Source organism: Sphingopyxis sp. DBS4 (assembly GCF_024628865.1).
GTDB lineage: Bacteria > Pseudomonadota > Alphaproteobacteria > Sphingomonadales > Sphingomonadaceae > Sphingopyxis.
On sequence record NZ_CP102384.1, the window covers coordinates 1,249,205 to 1,269,375 of the forward strand.

The window sequence follows — 20,171 nt, forward strand, 5'->3', positions numbered from 1 at the left end:
TCATTGCCCTCCCACATGGATCGTCGTGACCGGGTCGCTGCCGTCCCAGCACCGCGCCGCGGCAACGCCGGCCGCGACCATCTCGTGCATTCCGGCACCCTCGATGAATTCGTACAGCACGCCGGTATCGCCCTCGGCCTCCAGATAGGCGACGCGGGTCGAAGGGTTCGACGCCTCGAACACCACGGACAATCCCCGGGCGGTCGCGTTCGCCACCGCTGCGTCGAGATCGTCGACGATCCACGCCATATGATGCATCCCGCAAAGCGGAGCGCCCTTTTCATCAAGATAGGGGGAAGGGGCGTCGCCAACCGGCTGGATCAGTTCGATCTGCATGTCTCCCTGATAGGCAAGGGCGACGTCGATCGTGACTTGAGTCGGTTGCCCCCGCAAACGTCCGCTGAGCGTCACCCCCCGAAAAACCGTCCACGGGCCAAGGCCGAGTGCGCGCATCCGGCTGGACAGGGAGCGATCGAGGTCGGTGACCACAAAGCCGAGCTGGTCGATCGCCCCGAATATTGCATCCGCCATCCGCGCGCATCTCCTCCCTTGCGTCGCCGCATTCCCTTGCGGCCGGTGACGAAATATGCTGAACTGATAGTCCAGTCAATTGGTTCGATTCAGCAACGACCACATCGATTCTGCGGGCGGCAAACCGGTCGGGAACTGGAAGGGTGCCATTTTCAGGGTACGCGGCTATTCGCCACATGGGTGAACAGTGTAGTTCCGATGGCGCGCTTTATCGCCACGGAAGGTTGGTTATCGTCCCGCTCCGTAATCGGGCCAAGCAGGAAGAAGCCCGGATTTTGGCGGCTCGGAAGAAGCTGCTGCTGGAGAGGGAGGCATTATGGTATTTCGGAAAACTGCTCTTTGGGCGGTCATGGCTGCGACGGCGCTGAGTTCATCGGTCGTGATGGCGCAGGAGGCATCCGAAGGCGCGGCGGCGGACAAGGCCGCCAGCGGTGAGGGCGATATTGTCGTCACTGCACAGCGGCGCGAGGAGCGGCTCGTCGATGTGCCGATCTCGGTCTCGGCGGTCAGCAGCGCCGCGATCGACCGCGCGCAGGTTCGCACCGTGTCGGACATCGCGACGATCGTCCCGAACATCCAGATCAACGAAACCATCGGTAACAGCTATGGTCCGCTGATCACCATCCGCGGCCTGTCGCCGTCGGCCGACACCAGCCTCGCCCGCGACCAGCCGGTGGGCCTCTATATCGACGGCGTGCCGATCGGGAAATCGACCGGTGCTGCCTTCGACACGGTCGATCTCGAACGCGTCGAGGTGCTGCGCGGGCCGCAGGGCACGCTCTATGGCAAGAATACGATCGGCGGCGCGGTCAATTTGATCACCCGCAAGCCGAGCGGCGAGTTCGGCGGACAATATCTGGCGGGCGTCGGGAGCTGGGGGCAGTTCAACCAGCGGATTTCGGTCGATCTGCCCGAGGTGGCGGGATTCAGCGCCAAGGTCGGCGTGATCACCAAGCTCGACGGCGGCTATTATCGCAATTCGCTGCGCAAGGAAAATTTCGGCGAGGAAGAATTGTGGGCGGCGCGGGCCGATCTTCTGTGGCGGCCGTCGGACAGCTTCAGCGCGCTCTACAGCTATGATATTTCGGACAGCAAAGGCACTCCCAACCAGCTCGCGACCACCGCGGTCACCGGGTCCGGCACGACCGCGTTCGTCAACGCGCTGCTCGCGCCCTATGTCGTTTCGGGGCGAACGCGCGAGATCGGGGCGCAAAGCGCGCTCCGCAGCGACTATCGCACCAACGGCCACGCGCTGACGCTCGAATGGGAACCTGGTCTTGGCGACTTGACGCTCAAGTCGATCACTGCACGGCGAACCGCTGTTACGCGGTCGGCGAGCGATTTCGACGGCAGTCCGCTCGACCTGCTGCGCATCATTCTCGACAACAATTACAAGCAGTTCACCCAGGAATTTCAGGCGATCGGGACTGTCGGCGATTTCAAATACACGCTCGGCGCCTTCTACCTCGATGACGATTACGACGTGTATAATCCGCGCTGGAACTTCCAGTTCGGCGGCAACGCCTTCGATATCAGCGAGCGCGGCGGCCATTCGAAATCCTATGCCGGCTACGGCCAGCTTGCGTGGACGCCGCGCGCACTCGACGAGAAGCTGACGGCGTCGGTGGGGCTCCGTTACACGCGCGAATCCAAGCACGCCTATGAGCTGCTGCTTTCCAATTCCGCCTATCGAACCGATCCGGCCTCTCCCGGATCGGGGGTGTTCCTGCGCGATAAGGACGGCAATCCGATCACCCGTAGCGGTGGCCCCGCCGCGGGGGCGCGGCCGGGCTCCGGCGGGATCGGTTACACCGATCTGACTCCGCTTGAAAATTCGGGTGTCTGGAAGCGGTTCAATCCCGAATTCAACATTCTCTATAAATTCCGGCCTGATTTCTCGGTCTATGCGCGCGTCGCAACGGGCTTCAAGAGCGGCGGCATCAATGACACGGCGGCGACAAACAGCGCCTTCATGACGGCCTATAACCCGGAAAAGCTGACGTCGTTCGAATTCGGCATGAAATATGCCGGCCTCGGCAACGCGCTCAATCTGAGCGCCGCCGTCTATCATTCGATCTACAAGGATTTTCAGGCTGGCGTGTTCGTCCCGTCGCTGGTGACGACGAACATCATCAACGCCGGTGAGGCGAAGTTCACGGGCTTCGAGGTCGAGGGAACGCTGCGTCCGGTCGACGGGCTGACCTTCAACTTCGGCGGCGGCTATGTCGATGCGCGTTACACCGACTTCGTCCTGCCCGACGGCACCGACGTCACCAAGACCTATGTCCTCTCGCGCGTGCCCAAATGGAATTACCAAATCGGCGCGCTCTATCGCCACGATGTCGGCGGCGCGCGGCTCGAGACGAGCCTGAATTATAGCTGGCGGAGCAGTCAGTTCTCGTCGATCACCCCCGATCCGCTGGCCAAGATGCCCTCCTATGGCCTGCTCGACGGCCGCATCGCGCTCGCCGGGATCGCGCTGGGCGGCGGTACGACCGCCGAGGTCGCGCTGTGGGGCAAGAATCTGACCGACAAGGAATATCTGGTCAGCGCGATCAACCTCAGCGTCCTGACGCTCAGTCAGTTCGGCGATCCGCGCAGCTTCGGCGGAGAGCTGCGCATTCGCTTCTGATCGGGGCGGTTCGATGTCGGCGCTGTCCTCCCCGTCGTTCGCCGGGTCGCGGTGGGTGCTGCCCTTTCTGGGGGCCGTCACCTTCCTGACCGCGATCGGCAATCTCGGCCTCGTGTCGGTGATGCCGGCGATCGGGCGGATGCTGCATATCCCCGATTTCCTCGTCGCCGGTATCTTCTCGGTCTCGGCGCTGACATGGGCGATCAGCTCGCCCTTCTGGGTGTCACGGATCGAGCGGGCCGGGGCGGCCTTCTACATCCGCGCCGGGCTGGTCGGCTTCCTGCTGTCGATGGGCGGCTGCGCGCTGTCGGTCGAACTTGGCCTGACCGGCCTGCTGCCGCCACTCGCGACCTTCGGCTGCTTTGCTGGCCTGCGCTCGGTCTATGGCCTGCTCGGGTCGGCGGCGGCGACCGCGACGCAGGCATTCGTCGCGGCGCGGACCGAAGGCGCGCAGCGGACGCAGGCGATCACGGGACTCGCCGGCGCGCTCAGCCTAGGGACGATCGTCGGCCCGGCGATCGCCCCCGCGATGATGGTCGATCCGCTGGGCCCCCTGGGGCCGATGCTCGGCTTCGCGCTGTTCGGGCTGCTGGCGCTCGGGGGAAGCTATATATTTCTTCCGGCCACCTCACCGGGAGAAGCAGTGGCGTCGGGCGACCCCGATGCGCCCTCGCTCACCGAGGTGTGGCGGCGGGGAACAATCGGCCGTCATCTCAATTTCGGGCTGCTTCTCTGTTCGGCGCAGGCGATCAACCTCTATACGATCGGCTTCGTCATCATCGACCGCACGCCGCCCGCGGCGCTGACCGCGCAGCAGATGATCGGCATCGCCATGACGAGCGGCGCGATCGCCGCGCTGCTCGCCCAATGGGGGCTCGTGCGGCTGTTGTCGCTGTCGCCCGCGACGATGATGCGCGCCGGGGCGGCGCTGGCCTGCGGCGGCAATATCGCGGCCATGCTCGATGGCGGCGTATGGGCGGCGGTCTCGGGCTTTGTGCTGGCGAGCTTCGGTTACGGCCTGGCGCGACCGGGCTTCAGCGCTGCGGCGTCGCTGGCCGGATCGGCGCGCGAGCAGGTCGGCATCGCATCGGCGATCACGCTGATTGCCGGCGCATCGATCACCCTGCCGCCGATCGCCGCGTCGATGGCGTATCAGCTTTGGCTCCCTGCGCCGTTCGCGATCGCGGTGGCGATCAGCGGCGGGCTGTTGCTTGCCAGTCTGCGTCCGGCCCCCGTCCGGCTCGAACATTGTTCATGACGAGCGATAGTGCGTTGCCGCCGGGCCGCTTTTTCGCGCGCGCGAAGCGCATAATGTCGAAGCATCGAGATCCGCCTGGTCCCGCCTGCGTCAGCGGCCGGGCACGGCGTGCATGGAAAAAATGAAGCGGAGAGGAATCATGGATCGTTATCTTGTCATTTCGTCGGACGGCCACGTCGGCCTCCCGCCGGAGCAATATCGCGACTATCTCGAATCGAAATATCACCAGCAGTTCGACGAGACGGTGCAGCTCGAGATCAAGGCGCGCGAGGAGCATGAAAAGCGCTTCCTGATCGACGATTTCAACAACAAGTGGCGCGCGCGCGTCGGCGATGGCCTCGAGGGCGCATGGGACGGCACGATCCGCAACCGCGTGCTCGATCAGGACGGGGTCGCGGCCGAAGTGCTGTTTCCCGACGGCATCACCGAACGCAACGCGCCGCCGTTCGGCGCCGACATCGGACTGAAGCCATCGCCCGCGCGCGCCGAACTGCAATGGGCGGGCGCCCGCGCGCACAACCGCTGGCTCGCCGAATTCTGCCAGGACGATCCGCATCGTCGTATCGGTCTTGCGGTGATCCCGGCGCTCTACGATCTCGACGAAACCGCGAAGGAGATCGAATGGGCGCGCAAGAACGGGCTCAAGGGTGTGTTCTTCCCCGCGGTGACCGAGGGATACGACCTCTACAATCACACCAAATATCACCGGATCTGGGCGATGCTCCAGGACTATAACATGCCGCTTCATTTCCATTCGGGCGGGGCGCCTGCTTATGATACGACCCAGCCCGGCTGGATCGGCACCTATTTGTGCGAATTCGCCTTCTGGATGACGCGGCCGCTCTGGTCGATGACCTTCGGCGGGGTGTTCGAGGAATATAAGCAGCTCAAGGTCTGCTTCACCGAGGCGGGCGGCGAATTCTGGTTTCCGTGGGTGATGCAGCTCATGGACATTCGCGCATCGGCCAAGCACACGAGCGGCAAGCTCGGCGACTATTATGCCAATATGAGCATGAAGCCGAGCGAGTATTTCGCGCGCAACGTCTGGGTCGGCTGTTCGGCGCTACCCGATGAGGAAACGACGCAGGCCTATTACGATATCGGCGTCGATCGCATCCTGTGGGGTACCGACTATCCGCACCCCGAAGGCACCTGGCCGAGCACGCTCGAAAAGATGACGGTCAGCCTCGGCGGCCTGCCCGACGACGATATTCAGGCGATGCTCGGGATCAACGCGCTCGACGTATACGACGTCGACGCCGACGCGCTGTGGAAGGTCGCGGGCCAGATCGGTCCGCGCCGCGAATTGTTCGTCAAACAGGCGGCGGAATGATCGAGACGAGCCCTTCCCCCGGGGGGAGGGGCTTATAGCCAATTGCATTCGGGCGCCTGCTTGATAGCATCCCGGCCTTTTGGGATGGGATGATGTCGAGCTGGCGCGGAATCGAGGAATTTCTGGCGGTTGTCGAGCAAGGCAGTTTTACGGCCGCGGGCGATCATCTGGGGGTTTCCAAATCCTATGTCAGCAAGACGGTGCATGAGCTCGAAGAGCGGTTGGGGGTCCAGTTGCTCCTTCGCACCACGCGCCGTCTTTCGCTGACTGGCGCGGGCGAGAGTTTTCACCGCGAATGTGCCGACCTGCAAATGCGCCTCGGCGAAGTCGAAAAGCAGATCGGCCGCTACAGCACCGAACCGGTCGGGCGATTGCGCGTCGGTCTCAGCGACATTTTCGGGTCCGACTTCATGTCGTCGCTGCTCGCCGAATTCAGTACCGAGCATCCCGGCATCGTCATCGAACCGATCGCCTATCTCAACGAGAATGAGATCGTGCAGGAGCGTTTCGACGTTGTCATCCGCTATGGCGTCCTGCCCAATTCCAATCTGCGTGCGCGCACCTTCGGCTATCTTTCCTATTGCCTGTGCGCCGCGCCCCAATATGTCGCGGCGCGCGGCTGGCCGCAGGCGCCGCAGGATCTGCTGGAGCATGACTGTCTGACCGACCTCAGCGCGACGATGAGTTTCAACGACGATGTCAGCGTCAAGGTCCACGCGCGCTGGATGAGCAACAGCGGCATCGCGCTGCGCAGCGCGGCGCGCAAGGGGCTCGGCATCGCGAGCCTTCCGGTCAGCATCGTCCGCCAGGATCTCGCCAGCGGGGGAATGCTCGCGCTCGACGCCGAATGGTCCTTTTACGACCGGAAATGCTGGGTCGTCTATTCGCCGGGGATCATGTCGGTCGCGACGCGCGCCTTCATCGACTATCTGGTCCGCCAATTCTCGCGCGTGAAGGTCCGGCCGTCGATGGCGGCGTCGCTCGCAGCGCGATATTAGTGGATATCGTTCTACCCCGTCCGGTCATCCCGACAGTTCTTGCCGATTGCGGCCTGCGCCCGGCCGTCAGAGCGTTCTGCCGGCCGGCATCTCCCGATGTCGGCCGGCAGGAAGCGTCGTTCAGCCCAGCCAGATCGACAGCTCGACGTCGTCGGCGAAGGGCATCGTGATATAACCGTTCGCGATCGAGCCGACATGGTCCCGATATTCCGGACAATAATCAGCGTTGTCGGCGACGATCACCGCGCCCGGGCGAAGCCGGCTTTCCGCCAGATCGAGGATGTCCCTGTAGAGCGACTTGGCGCCATCGAGCAGGAGCAGGTCGATCTGTTCCGGCAAGTCGACGGCAAGCGTCCGGAGCGCGTCGCCTTCGCGAAACTCGACGAGATCGGCGAGCCCGCCGGCAACGAGATTGCCCCTTGCACGCGCTATTTTCGAAGGCTCGAATCCGCTGGTGATCAGTCGGCCGCCGCCGTTGTCGCGGAGGGCCGCCGCAAGATGCAGGGTCGACAAACCGAACGACGTTCCGAACTCGACGATCGATTGCGCCCGCGTGGCGCGGCCTAGCATGTAGAGCAACCGTCCGGTTTCGCGCGACACGGGCAAGGCAAACTCTTTCAGATTCGCATATAGTTCGCGGTAATCCTTCTTGCTCCGCATCAGCCGCTGGCTTTCGTCGTCGGACAGCGCCGCAAAAGCAGGGCTGGAGAGCGGCGATGCCGCGTCGGCCTCGGCGAACAGGCGATCGAGAAGAGGCGCCACAGGGGCGCTGGCAAGAGTGGTCATGTGGTTTCTCCGATGGTCGGGCGAAGGAATGTTTGCCCGGTATGGAAAATACGAATAATGCGTCGCGTTTCATATTCGCATTGCAGGGAGTTCTCCATGCCCCGCTCAAGAACCCCGCGGGTTTCCTCGCGAAAGCATCCGCAACAAGCCCGCTCGACCGAACTGGTTTCGGCCGTGCTCGATGCCGCTGTTCAGGTTTTAATGGCGGAAGGAGCGCCCCGTTTTACCACCGCGCGAGTCGCCGAGCGCGCCGGGGTCAGCGTGGGATCGCTTTACCAGTATTTCCCCAACAAGGCGGCGATCCTGTTCAGGCTGCAAAGCGATGAATGGCGTCGCACCTCGGAGCTGCTGCGCGATATCCTCGCCGACAAGCCCACGCCGCCGCTGATACGGCTGCGCAAGCTCGTTCATGCCTTCATCCGCTCCGAATGCGAGGAGGCGCAGATTCGCGGTGCGCTCGACGATGCCGCGCCCCTTTACCGCGATGCCCCCGAAGCGATTGAGGTCCGGGCGGCCTCAGCCGATATTTTCGAAGCCTTCATGCGCGAGGTCCTGCCCGGGGTCGCGCCGGAGGATCGGTCGCGCGCCGGTAACCTCATCGAAACGACGCTCGGCGAAGTCGGGGCCAGCTTCTCGTCTGTGCCCCGCGCACCGGATGAAATCGAAGCTTATGCCGGGGCGCTGGCCGATATGCTGTGTGCCTATCTCGAACGGTTGATAACCCGCTAATTCCGGCATTTGCCGGACGAGGGACGGACCGGACGCCTCCGCCGCGGTCCATTGTTCGTCACAGCGCACAAACTGTGCGCCATTTGGGTCTTACCTCCAGCGTCGCAGTCGATACACTCGCCTCACAAGGACCGCTCGGTAAGGGCGGCCATTCGGGAGACTGACGTTGCCAAAGGTTGAACGCTTTCCGATGCCCATCCCCTATGGCTGGTTCGGGGTCGGCTATGGTGCCGAGCTGAAGCAGGGCGATGTACGGCCGGTCCATTATTTCGGCCGCGACCTCGTGCTGTTCCGCAACGAGAGCGGCGAGGCCGGGCTGCTCGATGCCTATTGCCCGCACCTCGGTGCGCATATGGGACACGGCGGGCAGGTCGAGGGCGACAGTCTGCGCTGCCCCTTCCATCATTGGGCGTTCCGCCCGGATGGCTTTTGCAGTGCGATCCCCTACGCCAAGGCCTTTCCGCCGCGTGCCAAGCGCGAGCCGCTTGCCAAATCCTATCCGGTCGCCGAAAAGAGCGGCGTCATCTGGGCCTGGTATCATCCCGACGATGTCGCGCCGATGTTCGACGTCATCGACTATCCCGAATTCATCGATCCGGCCTTTGCCGAACCGGTCAAGCGCGAATGGCGCTTTGCCAGCAATCCGCAGGAAATTGCCGAAAACGGAGTCGACGTCGCGCACTTCGCCTATGTCCATGCGATGGATGCGGTGCCCGAGGGCGAGACCGATTATGACGGCGTCCTGCGGCGCAGCGTCGCGCGGGGCCATCGGACGGTCGACCTGCCGTCGGGCGAGCGCAAGCAACTCCCTTATTCGGTGGAAACCGTCCAGAACGGGGCGGGACAGAAATTCACGCGGCTGAGCGGGCTCGTCGAACTGTCGCTGCTGGTGATCGCGACGCCGGTCGAGGCCGATGACGTCGAACTGCGCTTCTGCTTCACCCATCCGAAGGTCGAACCCGGGTCGCCGCAGGAAAAGGCGATCGAGGCGGCGATCGAGAGCACGTGCGGCCAGAAGGGCGTCGAGGGCGACATTCCGATCTGGCACAATAAAATCCACCGTGCCCGGCCCTATCTCTGCGACGGAGACGGTCCGATCCTTCGCTTCCGCCGCTATTTCGAGCAATTTTATGCCGACGGTCCCGAGGGAAGCCGTCTCGTCGAAGCGGCCGAATAACACCCCCTTTTTCGTTCAGTACGGATCGATCCTCTAACTGCGCCCGCGGGCGCCATTGGGAGAATATTGCGATGTCCAGATTGCGTTATGTCCAGGGACCAGTCGAAACCCGCGCGCCGGGAATGCTCAAGAACACCGTCTATGGTATCCGCGCTACCTATGAAACCGATCCCGAGGTGATCGCCGCGCTGCTGCCCCAGCCGCTGGTTGCGGTCGAGCGCCCGGAAATCTGGCTGCAGATGGTTCATGTCGCGATGCATGTGACCGAAACCGACACGGTCGAGATCGGCGCGCTGACCGTCGGCGTCAATTGCACCCACGAGGGCGCACCGGGTGCCTATTGCTTCCACATGGCGATGGAGGGCGAAACCGTCGTCACCTCGGGCCGCGAGCGTTTCGGCGAGCCGAAGAAGGTCGCCGAGACGCATTTCGAGCGCAACGGCGACCATCTGCGCGCGACCTGTTCGCGCCACGGCATCGCCTATTTCGAGATCGAAGGCACGATCGGCGAGGCGGTCGATGCGCCGCTGGCGTTCGAGGAGCATCTCTTCTGCTACAAGGGAATGCCGTCGATCGACACGCCGGGTCAGTTCGATGGCGACGTCTTTCTCACCCGCCTCAACTGGGTGCGCAATTACAGCGGGCGGCGTGCGATGACGGGAACGATCACGCTCCGTGAATCGCCCTATGATCCGCTCGCCGACATCCCGGTCCGCCGTCTCGTCGACATGGAATATGTCGAGGGCGGCACCGCGACCGGCGGCACCATTCTGCGCACCGTGCCCGGCGAATGGATCGCGCCGCATTGGGTGGGGCGCCACGACGACCCACGCAACACCGGCCTCGAACTCGGCGCGCGGAAGGCTGCCTGATGCAGGATTTCTCCGGCCGGGTGGCGGTCGTTACCGGCGGGGCGAGCGGCGTCGGCAAATGCCTGTGCGCCGACCTCGCTCGCGCCGGCGCCCATGTCGTCATAGCCGATATTGATCCCGCGCGGCTCGAAACGGTGCGCGCGGAAATCGATGCGCTGGGCGCGGGCGAAGTGCTCGCCATCGCTTGCGACGTCACGAAGGAAGCGTCGGTGCGCGCGCTCGCCGATCAGGTGTTCGCACATTTCGGTACCGTGCACCTGCTCTTCAACAACGCCGGGGTCGGGCTGGGCGAAGCGCAGCGCAAGATATGGACCCTGCCGCTCAGTGACTGGCGCTGGGGGATCGACGTCAATGTCCTCGGCGTCGTTCACGGCATCGCCGCGTTCGTGCCGCGGATGATCGAGGCGGGCGAGGAAGGGGTGGTGATCAACACCAGCTCGACCAACGGCGGCCTGCGCTCGCTTCCGAATACACCGATCTATGCCGCAACCAAGGCCTCGGTCACCAGCATCTCCGAAGTGTTGCACCAGCAGCTCCTGCGCGAGGGCGGAAAGCTGCGCGCTGCGGTCCTCTTCCCCGGCCCGCATACGGTCAACACCGCGATCATGGCCTCGGGCGAGGTGCGCCCGGCGGATTATGTCGAGAATGAAGCGCAGACGAAGGTCGCCTATCGCACGATGGAGGATCTGGTCCGCACGACGGGGCTGAAACTCAAGCTGACCGAACCCGCGGAGGTTTCGGCCTTCGCGCTGGACGGCGTGCGTGCGGGGCGCTTCTGGCTGCTGCCGGAGAGCGAGGAGAATGATGTGCTGATCGCGGCGCGCACCGAACAGATATTGGCGCGGCGGGATCCGCCTTCGGCATGGTGAGCGCGGCGGCGTCCGCGTCTGCCGCTCCGGAGGTGGAGGCCTCTCCATCTCGCGGCGTCTATCGCTGGCTCGTCGTCGCGATCCTCTTCGCCGGCTATTGCTTCAGTGCGATCGATGCGCGCGTGTTGACGCTGATGGTCGAACCGATCCAGCAGGATCTCGGCCTCAGCGATTTTGAGATCAGCCTGCTGCAGGGTTTCGCTTTCTCGCTGCTCTACAGCGTCGCCGCGCTGCCGATCGGGCGCTTCGTCGACCGCACGAAACGGCGGGCGACGCTGATCGTCTGGGGGGTACTCTTCTGGTCCCTGATGACCGCGACATGCGGTTTCACGAGCAGTTTCATCGGCCTCTTCCTCGCGCGCGTCGGGGTCGGGGTCGGCGAGGCGACGCTCAGCCCCACCGCCTATTCGCTGATCAGCGACTATTTCGAGCGCCGCCGCCGAGCATTGGCGATCAGCTTCTATGCGATCGGCTATCCGATCGGCGGCGGGCTCGCGCTGCTGTTCGGCGGCTGGTTGCTCGGCCATTTCACCGGGACGGGGGGATGGACGCTGCCGGTCCTCGGCACCTTCGCACCGTGGCAGGCGGTTTTCCTCTGCGCGGCGGCGCCGGGACTCGTCGTCGCCGCGCTGATGATGACGATCCGCGAACCCGCGCGGCAGGAACTGGCCGCCGACCTCTCGGCAAAGAGCAGCCTGCGCGAAGGCTTTGCCTACATTGCCGAGCGTTGGGCGCTCTTCGGATCGCTGATCGGCTCGCTCAGCCTGATTGCGCTGCTCGCGATCGGCACCGCGCTGTGGTTCCCGACCTTCCTCATTCGCAGCTATGGGATGACCCCGGCCGAGGTCGGCCTCTCCTACGGGTTGGTAATGCTCGTCTGCGGCACCGTCGGGACCTTGTCGGGCGGCTGGCTTGCCGGCCGGTTGATGCAGAGCGGGCGTGCGGACGCGAATATGCGTGTCGTGCTGATCGCCACCGTGCTGAAGGGGCTGCCGATCATCGTCGCTCCCCTGATGCCGACGGCCTTCCTGTCGCTGACGATGATGGCGATCGGCACCCTGATCGGTCAGGCGTCGCAGGGCGTGATGCTGACCGCGATCCAGGATGTGACGCCGAACCAGCTCCGCGGTCAGGTCACCGCCATCTCGCTCCTCTTCGTCAACCTGATCGGGATGGGTCTCGGTGCGAGCGTTATCGCCGCGATCACCGATTTCGGCTTCGGCGATCAGGCCGCGCTCGGCTATTCGATCGCGATTGCCGGCGCCGCCGTGCTGCCGCTCATCATCGCGCTGTTGCTGGTGGCGCTGCCGCACTACCGGCGCGCGGTTGAAGGCTGACCCTGGCTCTGCGCGGGGGTCAGTCCGGCAGCCGCGATCCCGGCAAGCGCGCACAGTTCGTCATTGTCGGAGGTGTCGCCGGTAACCCCCACCGCTCCGAGGATCAGGCCGGCGTCGTCGGCCACGATCACGCCGCCCGCGGCCGGCACCACGCCCTGCGGCGCGATCGGGCCGAGCGACGCGATGAAAGCGGGACGCTCGGCCGCCATCTCGCCGATCCTGCGTGACGAAACGCCGAGGCCGAGCGCGCCGCCGGCCTTCGCAGACGCGATCTGGACACGCAATGTCGTGGCGCCGTCCTGCCGCTGAAAGGCCAGAAGATGACCGCCCGGATCGAGCACTGCGATCGCGAGGGGCTGAAGGCCAAGCTCGCGGCCCTTTGCCAGACCCGCGGCGATAATGGCATTGGCTTGATCGAGCGTGATCGCAGTCAATCTGGATTTCCTTCGAGCTGAGCGGGGCATGATAGGGGGCAACCTCGCGGACGAACGGTGGAACCGGTCTTTCCTGGCCCCATTCGCGGGTTTTTTGCTGTCACGCCCATAGAGGGAGAATGCCGGCACGAAATCGTCCGTTTGAGTGATGTCGGGTCCGTGGCGGCCGCATAGGGGAGAGTATCGAAACAGGCAGATGGAGTGGATAAGGTGCAGCGCAATCTGGATTTGCGATATGTCGTCATCGGCGCGGGCATGTCGGGGATATTGGCGAGCATCAGGCTGCGCGAGGCGGGCTATCGGCACGTCACCTTGCTCGAAAAGGCGCATACGATCGGCGGCACCTGGCGCGAGAACCGCTATCCGGGGCTCAACTGCGACGTTCCCGCGCACGCCTACACCTACAGTTTTGCGCCCAATGCCGAATGGAGCAGTTATCTGGCGCCCGGCCCGGAAATCCAGGATTATTTCGAGGGCGTGACCGACCGCTATGGCCTCCGCGAAATCGCGCATTTCGGGCAGGAGGTCGATAGCTGCACCTATCGGGGCGGCATCTGGACCGTCACCACCAAAGCGGGCATGACCATCGAGGCCGATGTGGTAATCACCGCGACCGGCGTCCTCCATCACCCGCGCATGCCCGAGATCGAGGGGCTGGACAGCTTTGCCGGCACGGTCGCGCACAGCGCGCGCTGGGACGAATCGACCCCGATCGACGGTCGGCGCGTCGGCGTGGTGGGTAGCGGATCGACCGGCGTCCAGCTCGTCTCGGCGCTCGCCGGGCGCGCGGCCAAGCTCGGCCATTTCCAGCGTTCGCCGCAATGGATCATGCCGATGCCGAATACGCCTTATACGGAGGAGGAGCGCGAAGCTTTCCGCCGCGACCCGGCGTTGATCGACGCGGTGCGCTACGACCCCGAATATCAGGCGAACGTGCTGCGTTTCACAGCGGGTATCATCAAGCCCGACAGCGAAGAGATGCACATCATCGAGACGATCGTGCGCGACAATCTGGAGCAAAGCGTTGCCGATCCGGTGCTGCGCGAACGGCTGCGCCCCAATTACCGCGCGGCGTGCAAACGGCTGATCTTCTCGCCCGACTATTATCAGGTCGTCCAGCAGCATGACGTCGATATCGTGATCGAGGGGATCGAACGCGTGGAGCCGCAGGGTATCCGCACCAGCGACGGGGTGCTCCACGAGCTCGACCTCATCATCCTCGCGACGGGTTTTCATGCCGATCGCTTCATCCGCCCGGCGGTGGTGACGGGGCGCGGCGGCGCATCGCTCGACGAGATGTGGCGCGACCATGCGACCGCCTACAATGCAATCTCGCTCCCCGATTTCCCCAACTTCTTCTTCCTGAACGGGCCGACGGGGCCGGTCGGCAATTTCTCGCTGATCGACGTGGCCGAACGCCAGTGGGGCTATATCGAGCAGCTTCTCGACAAGGTGGCGACCGGCGAATGCGCCGAAATCTCCGTCACGCAGGATGCAATGGCAGGTTACGACCGGGCGCGCACCGAGGCCGCGAAGGGCACGATCTTCGCATCGGGCTGCTCAAGCTGGTACCTGGGCAAGGATGGCGTCCCGATGACCTGGCCGTGGAGCTACGGTCATTTCGCCGAGGTGATGGCGAAGCCCGACTTCGCCGATTTCGAGATGATGGGCGCGCAGGTTCAAGCCTGAGCGCGGCGCGCGCCTCGGTCAAGATCAACCCCTATTGCCGTCATTGCGAGCGAAGCGAAGCAATCCAGGGCGGTTTACGCCACTCTGGATTGCTTCGCTTCGCTCGCAATGACGATCCAAACTAGTGCCGCGCTGCCTATTGCCGCTGCGACGAAATATTCCCGCCGTCGACCACCAGTTCGGCGGCGGTGATGTAGCTTGCCTCGTTCGACAGCAGGAAGCGCACGACGCGGCCGATCTCCGCTGGGTCGCCCATCCGCTCGAGCAGGATGCGCCGCTCGAACCAGCCTTCGGGCAGATTGTCGATCGCGGGCTGCATCATCGGTGTCTTGATCTGCCCCGGCGATACCGCATTGATGCGGATATTGTCGCGCGCCAGCCGGTCGGCGAGCGCGCGGACCAGCGACAGCATCCCGCCCTTCGCGGCGCTGTAGATCGGGTTCACCGCATTGCCTAGCGTCGCGTTGATCGAGGCGATTCCGACCACCGCCGAGCCCGGATTGGCCGCGAAATCGGCATAAAGCTGCTGGGTGAGCAGTGCTAGCGGGCGGAGGTGGGTGTTGATCCCCATGTCCCAGCTTTGCGGGGTGATGCCCTCCAGCGAACCCGTATCGACGATCCCCGCCGCATGGACGAGGCCGCCGAGCGGGCCGAGCGCGGCGCGGCTCGCGTCGATCGCTGCGGCATAGGCGGCGATATCGGTGAGGTCGATCGCGATCGGCAGCGCCTTGACCCCGAAGCGGGCGACGATCGCGTCCGCCTGCGCCGATGCCTTGCCGCCGTCGATATCCCACAGCGCGACGTTGCGCCCCACCGCCGCAAGCGCCTCGGCCGACGCGAGCCCGATGCCTGACGCGCCGCCGGTGACGATCACCGCGGTGCCGGGGGCGCCGAGCGTGGGGGAAAGCTGATCCTGGTCCATCGAACCGATTCTCCAAAGTGCGAAAGGATGTCGCCATCCTGTCACGCATTTACGATCGATAAGGAAGAGGAAATCCGTGCTTTGCGGAAATTTGCATGGATTTTTGTGACTAATATCGTAGAATATGGGCGGCAACGCTACGCAAATGATCAATCTGGGAGTGGATAATGACGAATCCGGCTATTGCGGTTGTGACGGGTGCCAGCCGCGGCGCCGGCAAGGGCATCGCGATCGGGCTCGGCGAAAAGGGGATGACGGTATTCGTCACCGGACGCAGTGTCGAGCACAGCGATGCGGTGGGTTGGGACGGCAAGCCGCTCGCGGGGACGATCCACGAGACCGCGGCGGCGGTGACCGCGGCGGGGGGCAGGGGAATCGCGGTCGCCTGCGACCACGCCGACGACGCCCAGATCGCCGCGTTGTTCGATCGGGTCCGCGCCGAGGCGGGGCGGCTCGACATCCTCGTCAACAACGCGACCCATATCCATCATCAGCTGATCGAGCAGGCGCCCTTCTGGGAAAAGGAACTGGCGATGGTGGGGATCATCGATGTCGGGCTGCGCTCGGCCTATGTCGGGAGCTGGCATGCGGCGAAGATGATGGTCGAACAGGGTTCGGGGCTGGTCGCCTTCACCTCCTCCTTCGGCGCGAGCTGCTATATGCACGGGCCCGCCTATGGCGCGCAGAAGGCCGGGGTCGACAAGCTGGCGCACGACATGGCGTTCGATTTCAGGCCGCACGGGGTGCGCGCCGTGTCGATCTGGCTGGGACCGCAGATCACCGAGCGCGCACTGAACGCCGCCGAGGTCCACAAGGAGCAATATGAGGGCTTCATGGCGATGGCCGAGATGCCGCAGTTCACGGGGCATATCATCCATGCGATCGCCAACGACCCGGAGGGCGACGAACTGTCGGGCCGCACGCTGATCGGGGCCGAGATCGCCGGGCGCTATGGCATCACCGACCGCGGCCGGACGCCGCCGTCGCACCGCGAGATGCTGGGCAGCCCGCCCGAACCCAATCCGGCGGTGGTGTACTGAACTGCCGAATAAGAAAAACCATGTGCTCCCGCGAAGGCGGGAGCCCATCACCGGTCGGTGCAAGATGGAATCGATCGGAGGTGGGTCCCCGCCTTCGCGGGGACGCGCTGTGTTTCAACCCGCCGCTGCGTTCTTCCCCGCCATACGGCCGAAGAAAGTGCAGTCAGCGAGGCTCAGCCCCGAGCTATAGCCATGCCCCCAGCGCGGCAGGCCCGACGTCGCGCGGCCGGCGGCATAGAGGCCGGGGATGGGATCGCCCGCGCGGCCCAGCACTTCGCCCGACGGCCGCGTGGCGAGGCCGCCCAGCGTGAAGAAGGAAAAGAAGCTGGTGCCGACATTTAGTTCGAGCGCCGCGAACGGGCCTTCGTCCAGCACTTTCAGCCACTCGGGCGCCTTGCGGAACATGGGGTCGCGCCCCTCGGCCGCATAGCGGTTGAAGGTGCGTACGGTGGCCGCCAGCGTCTCCTTGGGCATTCCCAGTTCGCGCTCGATCTCTTCCCAACTGTCGCCGACCGCCGCGATCTCGATCCGCGCGATGTCGAGCGGGCGGGCGAAGATGGCATTGTCGACGAGCAGATAGACGCGGTCCTCCGGCTGGTCGAGCATCGTCCGGCTGACCCGGCCGTGATAGCAATCCTCGTTGATGAAGCGCTGCCCGTGCGTGTTGACGAAAATGCCTTTCACCAGGCTTTCGGGCATGATCCACGGACAGGTGGTGAAAAACTCGTCCATATGGATCGCATCGCCGCCGACGCCCATGCCCATCAGGATTCCCGAGCCATTGTCCTGCTCGCCGATCGGATCGGTGAGGCGCAGCGTCTGCGGCGCGTAGCGACGCAGCATGTCGCGGTTCATGCAGAAACCGCCGGTCGCGAGCACGACGCCCTTGCGCGCACGCACGAACCGCGGCTGTCCGTCGATGCGCACGACGAGGCCGGCGACGCGGCCCTCGCCATCGGCGACCAGCGACAGCACGCGCGCGTCGCAGCGCACATCGACGCCGAGCGCGCGGACGCGGGCTTCGAATATGTCCATCAGCTTGCGCCCGCCGCCCCAGCCCATCGATTGGATCGTGTGGCCGCGCGGCGCGGGCGTCGCGGCGTCGGAAAAGGGCCAGGCGGCCTCGCTGCCCGACCAGATCAGCGTGTCATCCTCGGCGGGCTCGATGATCTTGCCGGGCAGGAACGTCCCTTTATAGGGGACGCCCTGATCCTTGAGCCATTGATAATGGGTCAGGCTTTCGCGCGCATAGAGCGCGATCTTCGCCGCATCGGCGTCGGGTCCGCCCGCCATCGTCAGATAGGTTTCGAGCGCTTCGGTGCTGTCTTCGAACCCCGCCGCGCGCTGCGCGTCGGTGCCGCCGCCGCCGCCGAGATAGATTTCGCCGCCCGACAAGGCCGAGGCGCCGCCGCTGCCCGACGCCGCCTCGAACAATGTCACCGCGGCGCCGGCGCCCGCTGCCTCGATCGCGGCGCAGGCGCCCGCGGCACCGAAGCCGACGATTGCGACGTCGGTTTCCTCATCCCACTGCTCGACCTGTTCGTGGGGAAAGGGGCGAGCGGTGGAGATGTGGTTCATGCGGCGGTCTCTTGAGCCTTGAGCATGTCGAGCGCGACGTCGACGATCATATCCTCCTGTCCGCCGACCATCTTGCGGCGGCCGAGTTCGACGAGGATGGTGCGCGTATCGAGTCCGTAGGTTTCGGCGGCCTTTTCGGCGTGGCGCAGGAAGCTGGAATAGACCCCGGCGTAGCCCAGCGCGAGCGTCTCGCGGTCGACGCGGACCGGGCGGTCCTGGAGCGGGCGCACCAGATCCTCGGCGGCGTCCATCAGCATGTTGACGTCGCAGCCATGGTTCCAGCCCTTGCGGTCGGCGGCGGCGACGAACACCTCCAGCGGGGCGTTGCCGGCGCCCGCGCCCATGCCGGTAAGGCTGGCGTCGATGCGCACTGCGCCGCATTGCGCCGCGACGATGCTGTTGGCGACCCCGAGCGACAGATTGTGGTGTGCGTGGATACCGCGCTGGGTTTCGGGCTTGAGTACCCTGTCATAGGCGTCGAGCCGCGCCTTCACTCCGTCCATGTCGAGCGCGCCGCCGCTGTCGGTCACATAGACGCATTCGGCGCCATAGCTTTCCATGAGCAGAGCCTGCTCAGCCAGCGCCTCGGGCTCGATCATATGGCTCATCATCAGGAAGCCCGCGACGTCCATGCCGAGGTCGCGCGCGATGCCGATATGCTGCTTCGACACGTCGGCTTCGGTGCAATGCGTCGCGACGCGCACCGAGCGGACGCCGAGGTCATAGGCGCGGCGTAGTTCCTCGACCGTGCCGACGCCGGGAAGGATCAGCGTGGTGAGGATCGATTTGGTCAACACGGAGGCGACGGCCTCCAGCCATTCCCAGTCGGTGTGCGCGCCGAAGCCATAGTTGAAGCTCGCGCCATTGAGGCCGTCGCCATGCGCGACCTCGATCGCGTCGACGCCGGCCTCGTCGAGCGCTTTCGCGATCGTCTGCACATGATCGATGCCGTACATGTGGCGGATCGCGTGCATCCCGTCGCGCAGTGTGACGTCCTGGATATAGAGCTTGTCGCCCGCCTCGACGTTGAACCGGCTCATGCCACCACCTTCTTTCCGTCGCGGATGCGTTCGGCGAGGAGTTCGCCCGTCGCCTTCGCCGCCGCGGTCATGATGTCGAGATTGCCCGAGTAGCTCGGCAGATAATCGCCCGCGCCCTCGACCTCGAGCAGGATCATCGTCTTGATGCCGGTGAACTCGCCGCGGCCGGGAATCTTGAGCTTGTTGTTGTCGCCGAAGCGCTCGAACTGCACGTCCTGCTTCAGGCGATAGCCGGGGACATAGGTCTGCACCTTCTTCACCATCGCCTCGACCGAAGCGCGGATCGTCTCTTCGTCGGCGCCTTCGGACAAAGTGAACACCGTGTCGCGCATGATCATCGGCGGTTCGGCGGGGTTGAGGATGATGATCGCCTTGCCCTGCGCCGCGCCGCCGACCTTCTCGATCGCGCCCGCGGTGGTGCGGGTGAACTCGTCGATGTTGGCGCGCGTGCCGGGACCCGCCGAGCGCGACGAGACCGAGGCGACGATCTCGGCATAATGGACCGTCGCCACCTGGCTGACCGCGGCGACCATCGGGATCGTGGCTTGTCCGCCGCAGGTCACCATATTGACGTTGCCCGCGTCGAGGTTCGCTTCGCCGTTGACGGTGGGGATCGTATAGGGGCCGATCGCGGCGGGGGTCAGGTCGACGACCTGCTTGCCGTCGGCGCGCAGCGCCGCGTCATGCACCTTGTGTGCATAGGCGCTGGTCGCGTCGAAGACGATGCCGATCTCGGGATAGACGTCCATCGCCTTCAGCCCGTCGAGCCCCTCGTGCGTCGTCGCGACGCCGCGCTCGCGCGCCATGGCGAGCCCTTCGGATTTCTCGTCGATGCCGACGACCGCCACCAGTTCCATATTCTGCGGATATTTGATCATCTTGATCATCAGGTCGGTGCCGATATTGCCCGATCCGATGATCGCTGCCTTCACGCGGGTCATGATGG

The 20,171-nt window shown here is 64.8% G+C and carries 18 protein-coding genes; 11 read left to right on the plus strand and 7 right to left on the minus strand.

Translation table 11 applies throughout. The annotated features are described in order from the left end of the window. Positions 1-531 (minus strand): VOC family protein, encoded by a 531-nt coding sequence (locus NP825_RS05795; protein WP_257549281.1) that lies wholly within the window; start codon positions 529-531, stop codon positions 1-3. Positions 532-880: 349 nt separating this feature from the next. On the opposite strand from NP825_RS05795, the gene NP825_RS05800 reads away from it, so the two are divergent. The 4 genes from NP825_RS05800 (at position 881) to NP825_RS05815 (ending at position 6,752) form a co-directional block, all read left to right on the plus strand. Beyond that, positions 881-3,163 carry a TonB-dependent receptor gene (locus NP825_RS05800; protein ID WP_257549283.1) on the plus strand — a complete coding sequence of 761 codons (2,283 nt, stop codon included), beginning with the start codon at positions 881-883 and terminating at the stop codon, positions 3,161-3,163. 13 nt (positions 3,164-3,176) lie between these two features. Then, positions 3,177-4,421 carry an MFS transporter gene (locus tag NP825_RS05805; protein WP_257549285.1) on the plus strand — a complete coding sequence of 415 codons (1,245 nt, stop codon included), beginning with the start codon at positions 3,177-3,179 and terminating at the stop codon, positions 4,419-4,421. Between the two features lie 139 nt (positions 4,422-4,560). Next, positions 4,561-5,754: an amidohydrolase family protein gene (locus tag NP825_RS05810; protein ID WP_257549287.1), complete on the plus strand. Its 1,194-nt coding sequence runs from the start codon at positions 4,561-4,563 to the stop codon at positions 5,752-5,754. Positions 5,755-5,846: 92 nt separating this feature from the next. Next, on the plus strand, positions 5,847-6,752 hold the full coding sequence (locus NP825_RS05815; RefSeq protein WP_257549289.1) for a LysR family transcriptional regulator: 906 nt from the start codon (positions 5,847-5,849) through the stop codon (positions 6,750-6,752). Positions 6,753-6,872: 120 nt separating this feature from the next. On the opposite strand, the gene NP825_RS05820 is transcribed toward NP825_RS05815, so the two are convergent. Beyond that, complete coding sequence (locus tag NP825_RS05820; protein ID WP_257549291.1) at positions 6,873-7,538, minus strand: O-methyltransferase; 666 nt, start codon at positions 7,536-7,538, stop codon at positions 6,873-6,875. A gap of 174 nt (positions 7,539-7,712) precedes the next feature. On the opposite strand from NP825_RS05820, the gene NP825_RS05825 reads away from it, so the two are divergent. The 5 genes from NP825_RS05825 (at position 7,713) to NP825_RS05845 (ending at position 12,522) form a co-directional block, all read left to right on the plus strand. Next, positions 7,713-8,267 carry a TetR family transcriptional regulator gene (locus NP825_RS05825; RefSeq protein ID WP_257549293.1) on the plus strand — a complete coding sequence of 185 codons (555 nt, stop codon included), beginning with the start codon at positions 7,713-7,715 and terminating at the stop codon, positions 8,265-8,267. A 166-nt stretch (positions 8,268-8,433) separates the two neighbouring features. After that, positions 8,434-9,444: a Rieske (2Fe-2S) protein gene (locus NP825_RS05830; protein WP_257549296.1), complete on the plus strand. Its 1,011-nt coding sequence runs from the start codon at positions 8,434-8,436 to the stop codon at positions 9,442-9,444. Positions 9,445-9,515: 71 nt separating this feature from the next. Beyond that, on the plus strand, positions 9,516-10,316 hold the full coding sequence (locus tag NP825_RS05835) for an acetoacetate decarboxylase family protein (protein WP_257549298.1): 801 nt from the start codon (positions 9,516-9,518) through the stop codon (positions 10,314-10,316). After that, positions 10,316-11,185: an SDR family NAD(P)-dependent oxidoreductase gene (locus NP825_RS05840; protein WP_257549300.1), complete on the plus strand. Its 870-nt coding sequence runs from the start codon at positions 10,316-10,318 to the stop codon at positions 11,183-11,185. Before NP825_RS05835 ends, NP825_RS05840 begins: the two co-directional genes overlap by 1 nt. After that, entirely contained in the window at positions 11,179-12,522 is a 1,344-nt protein-coding gene (locus NP825_RS05845) for an MFS transporter (protein WP_257549302.1), read from the plus strand. Before NP825_RS05840 ends, NP825_RS05845 begins: the two co-directional genes overlap by 7 nt. Here the strand turns inward: NP825_RS05845 and NP825_RS05850 are convergent. Next, a complete protein-coding gene (locus NP825_RS05850; protein ID WP_257549304.1) occupies positions 12,498-12,956 on the minus strand; it encodes a heme-binding protein in 459 nt (152 codons plus the stop codon). The two genes, NP825_RS05845 and NP825_RS05850, sit on opposite strands and share 25 nt — an antisense overlap. Positions 12,957-13,166: 210 nt before the next feature. On the opposite strand from NP825_RS05850, the gene NP825_RS05855 reads away from it, so the two are divergent. Further along, complete coding sequence (locus tag NP825_RS05855) at positions 13,167-14,645, plus strand: NAD(P)/FAD-dependent oxidoreductase (protein ID WP_257549306.1); 1,479 nt, start codon at positions 13,167-13,169, stop codon at positions 14,643-14,645. Positions 14,646-14,781: 136 nt separating this feature from the next. Here the strand turns inward: NP825_RS05855 and NP825_RS05860 are convergent, their stop codons facing one another. After that, entirely contained in the window at positions 14,782-15,567 is a 786-nt protein-coding gene (locus tag NP825_RS05860) for an SDR family NAD(P)-dependent oxidoreductase (RefSeq protein WP_257549309.1), read from the minus strand. Between the two features lie 167 nt (positions 15,568-15,734). Between NP825_RS05860 and NP825_RS05865 the strand changes: the two genes are divergently transcribed. Further along, positions 15,735-16,607: an SDR family NAD(P)-dependent oxidoreductase gene (locus tag NP825_RS05865; protein WP_257549311.1), complete on the plus strand. Its 873-nt coding sequence runs from the start codon at positions 15,735-15,737 to the stop codon at positions 16,605-16,607. Positions 16,608-16,721: 114 nt separating this feature from the next. Here the strand turns inward: NP825_RS05865 and NP825_RS05870 are convergent, their stop codons facing one another. From NP825_RS05870 to NP825_RS05880, 3 genes are read right to left on the minus strand one after another with little or no spacing between them, the layout of a single operon-like run. Further along, complete coding sequence (locus NP825_RS05870) at positions 16,722-18,185, minus strand: FAD-dependent oxidoreductase (RefSeq protein ID WP_257549313.1); 1,464 nt, start codon at positions 18,183-18,185, stop codon at positions 16,722-16,724. After that, positions 18,182-19,225, minus strand: coding sequence for a 4-hydroxy-2-oxovalerate aldolase (gene dmpG / locus NP825_RS05875; protein WP_257549315.1), 1,044 nt, complete (start codon positions 19,223-19,225; stop codon positions 18,182-18,184). Before dmpG ends, NP825_RS05870 begins: the two co-directional genes overlap by 4 nt. Beyond that, complete coding sequence (locus NP825_RS05880) at positions 19,222-20,166, minus strand: acetaldehyde dehydrogenase (acetylating) (RefSeq protein ID WP_257549317.1); 945 nt, start codon at positions 20,164-20,166, stop codon at positions 19,222-19,224. The genes dmpG and NP825_RS05880 overlap by 4 nt, the downstream gene beginning before the upstream one ends. Positions 20,167-20,171: the final 5 nt, after the last annotated feature.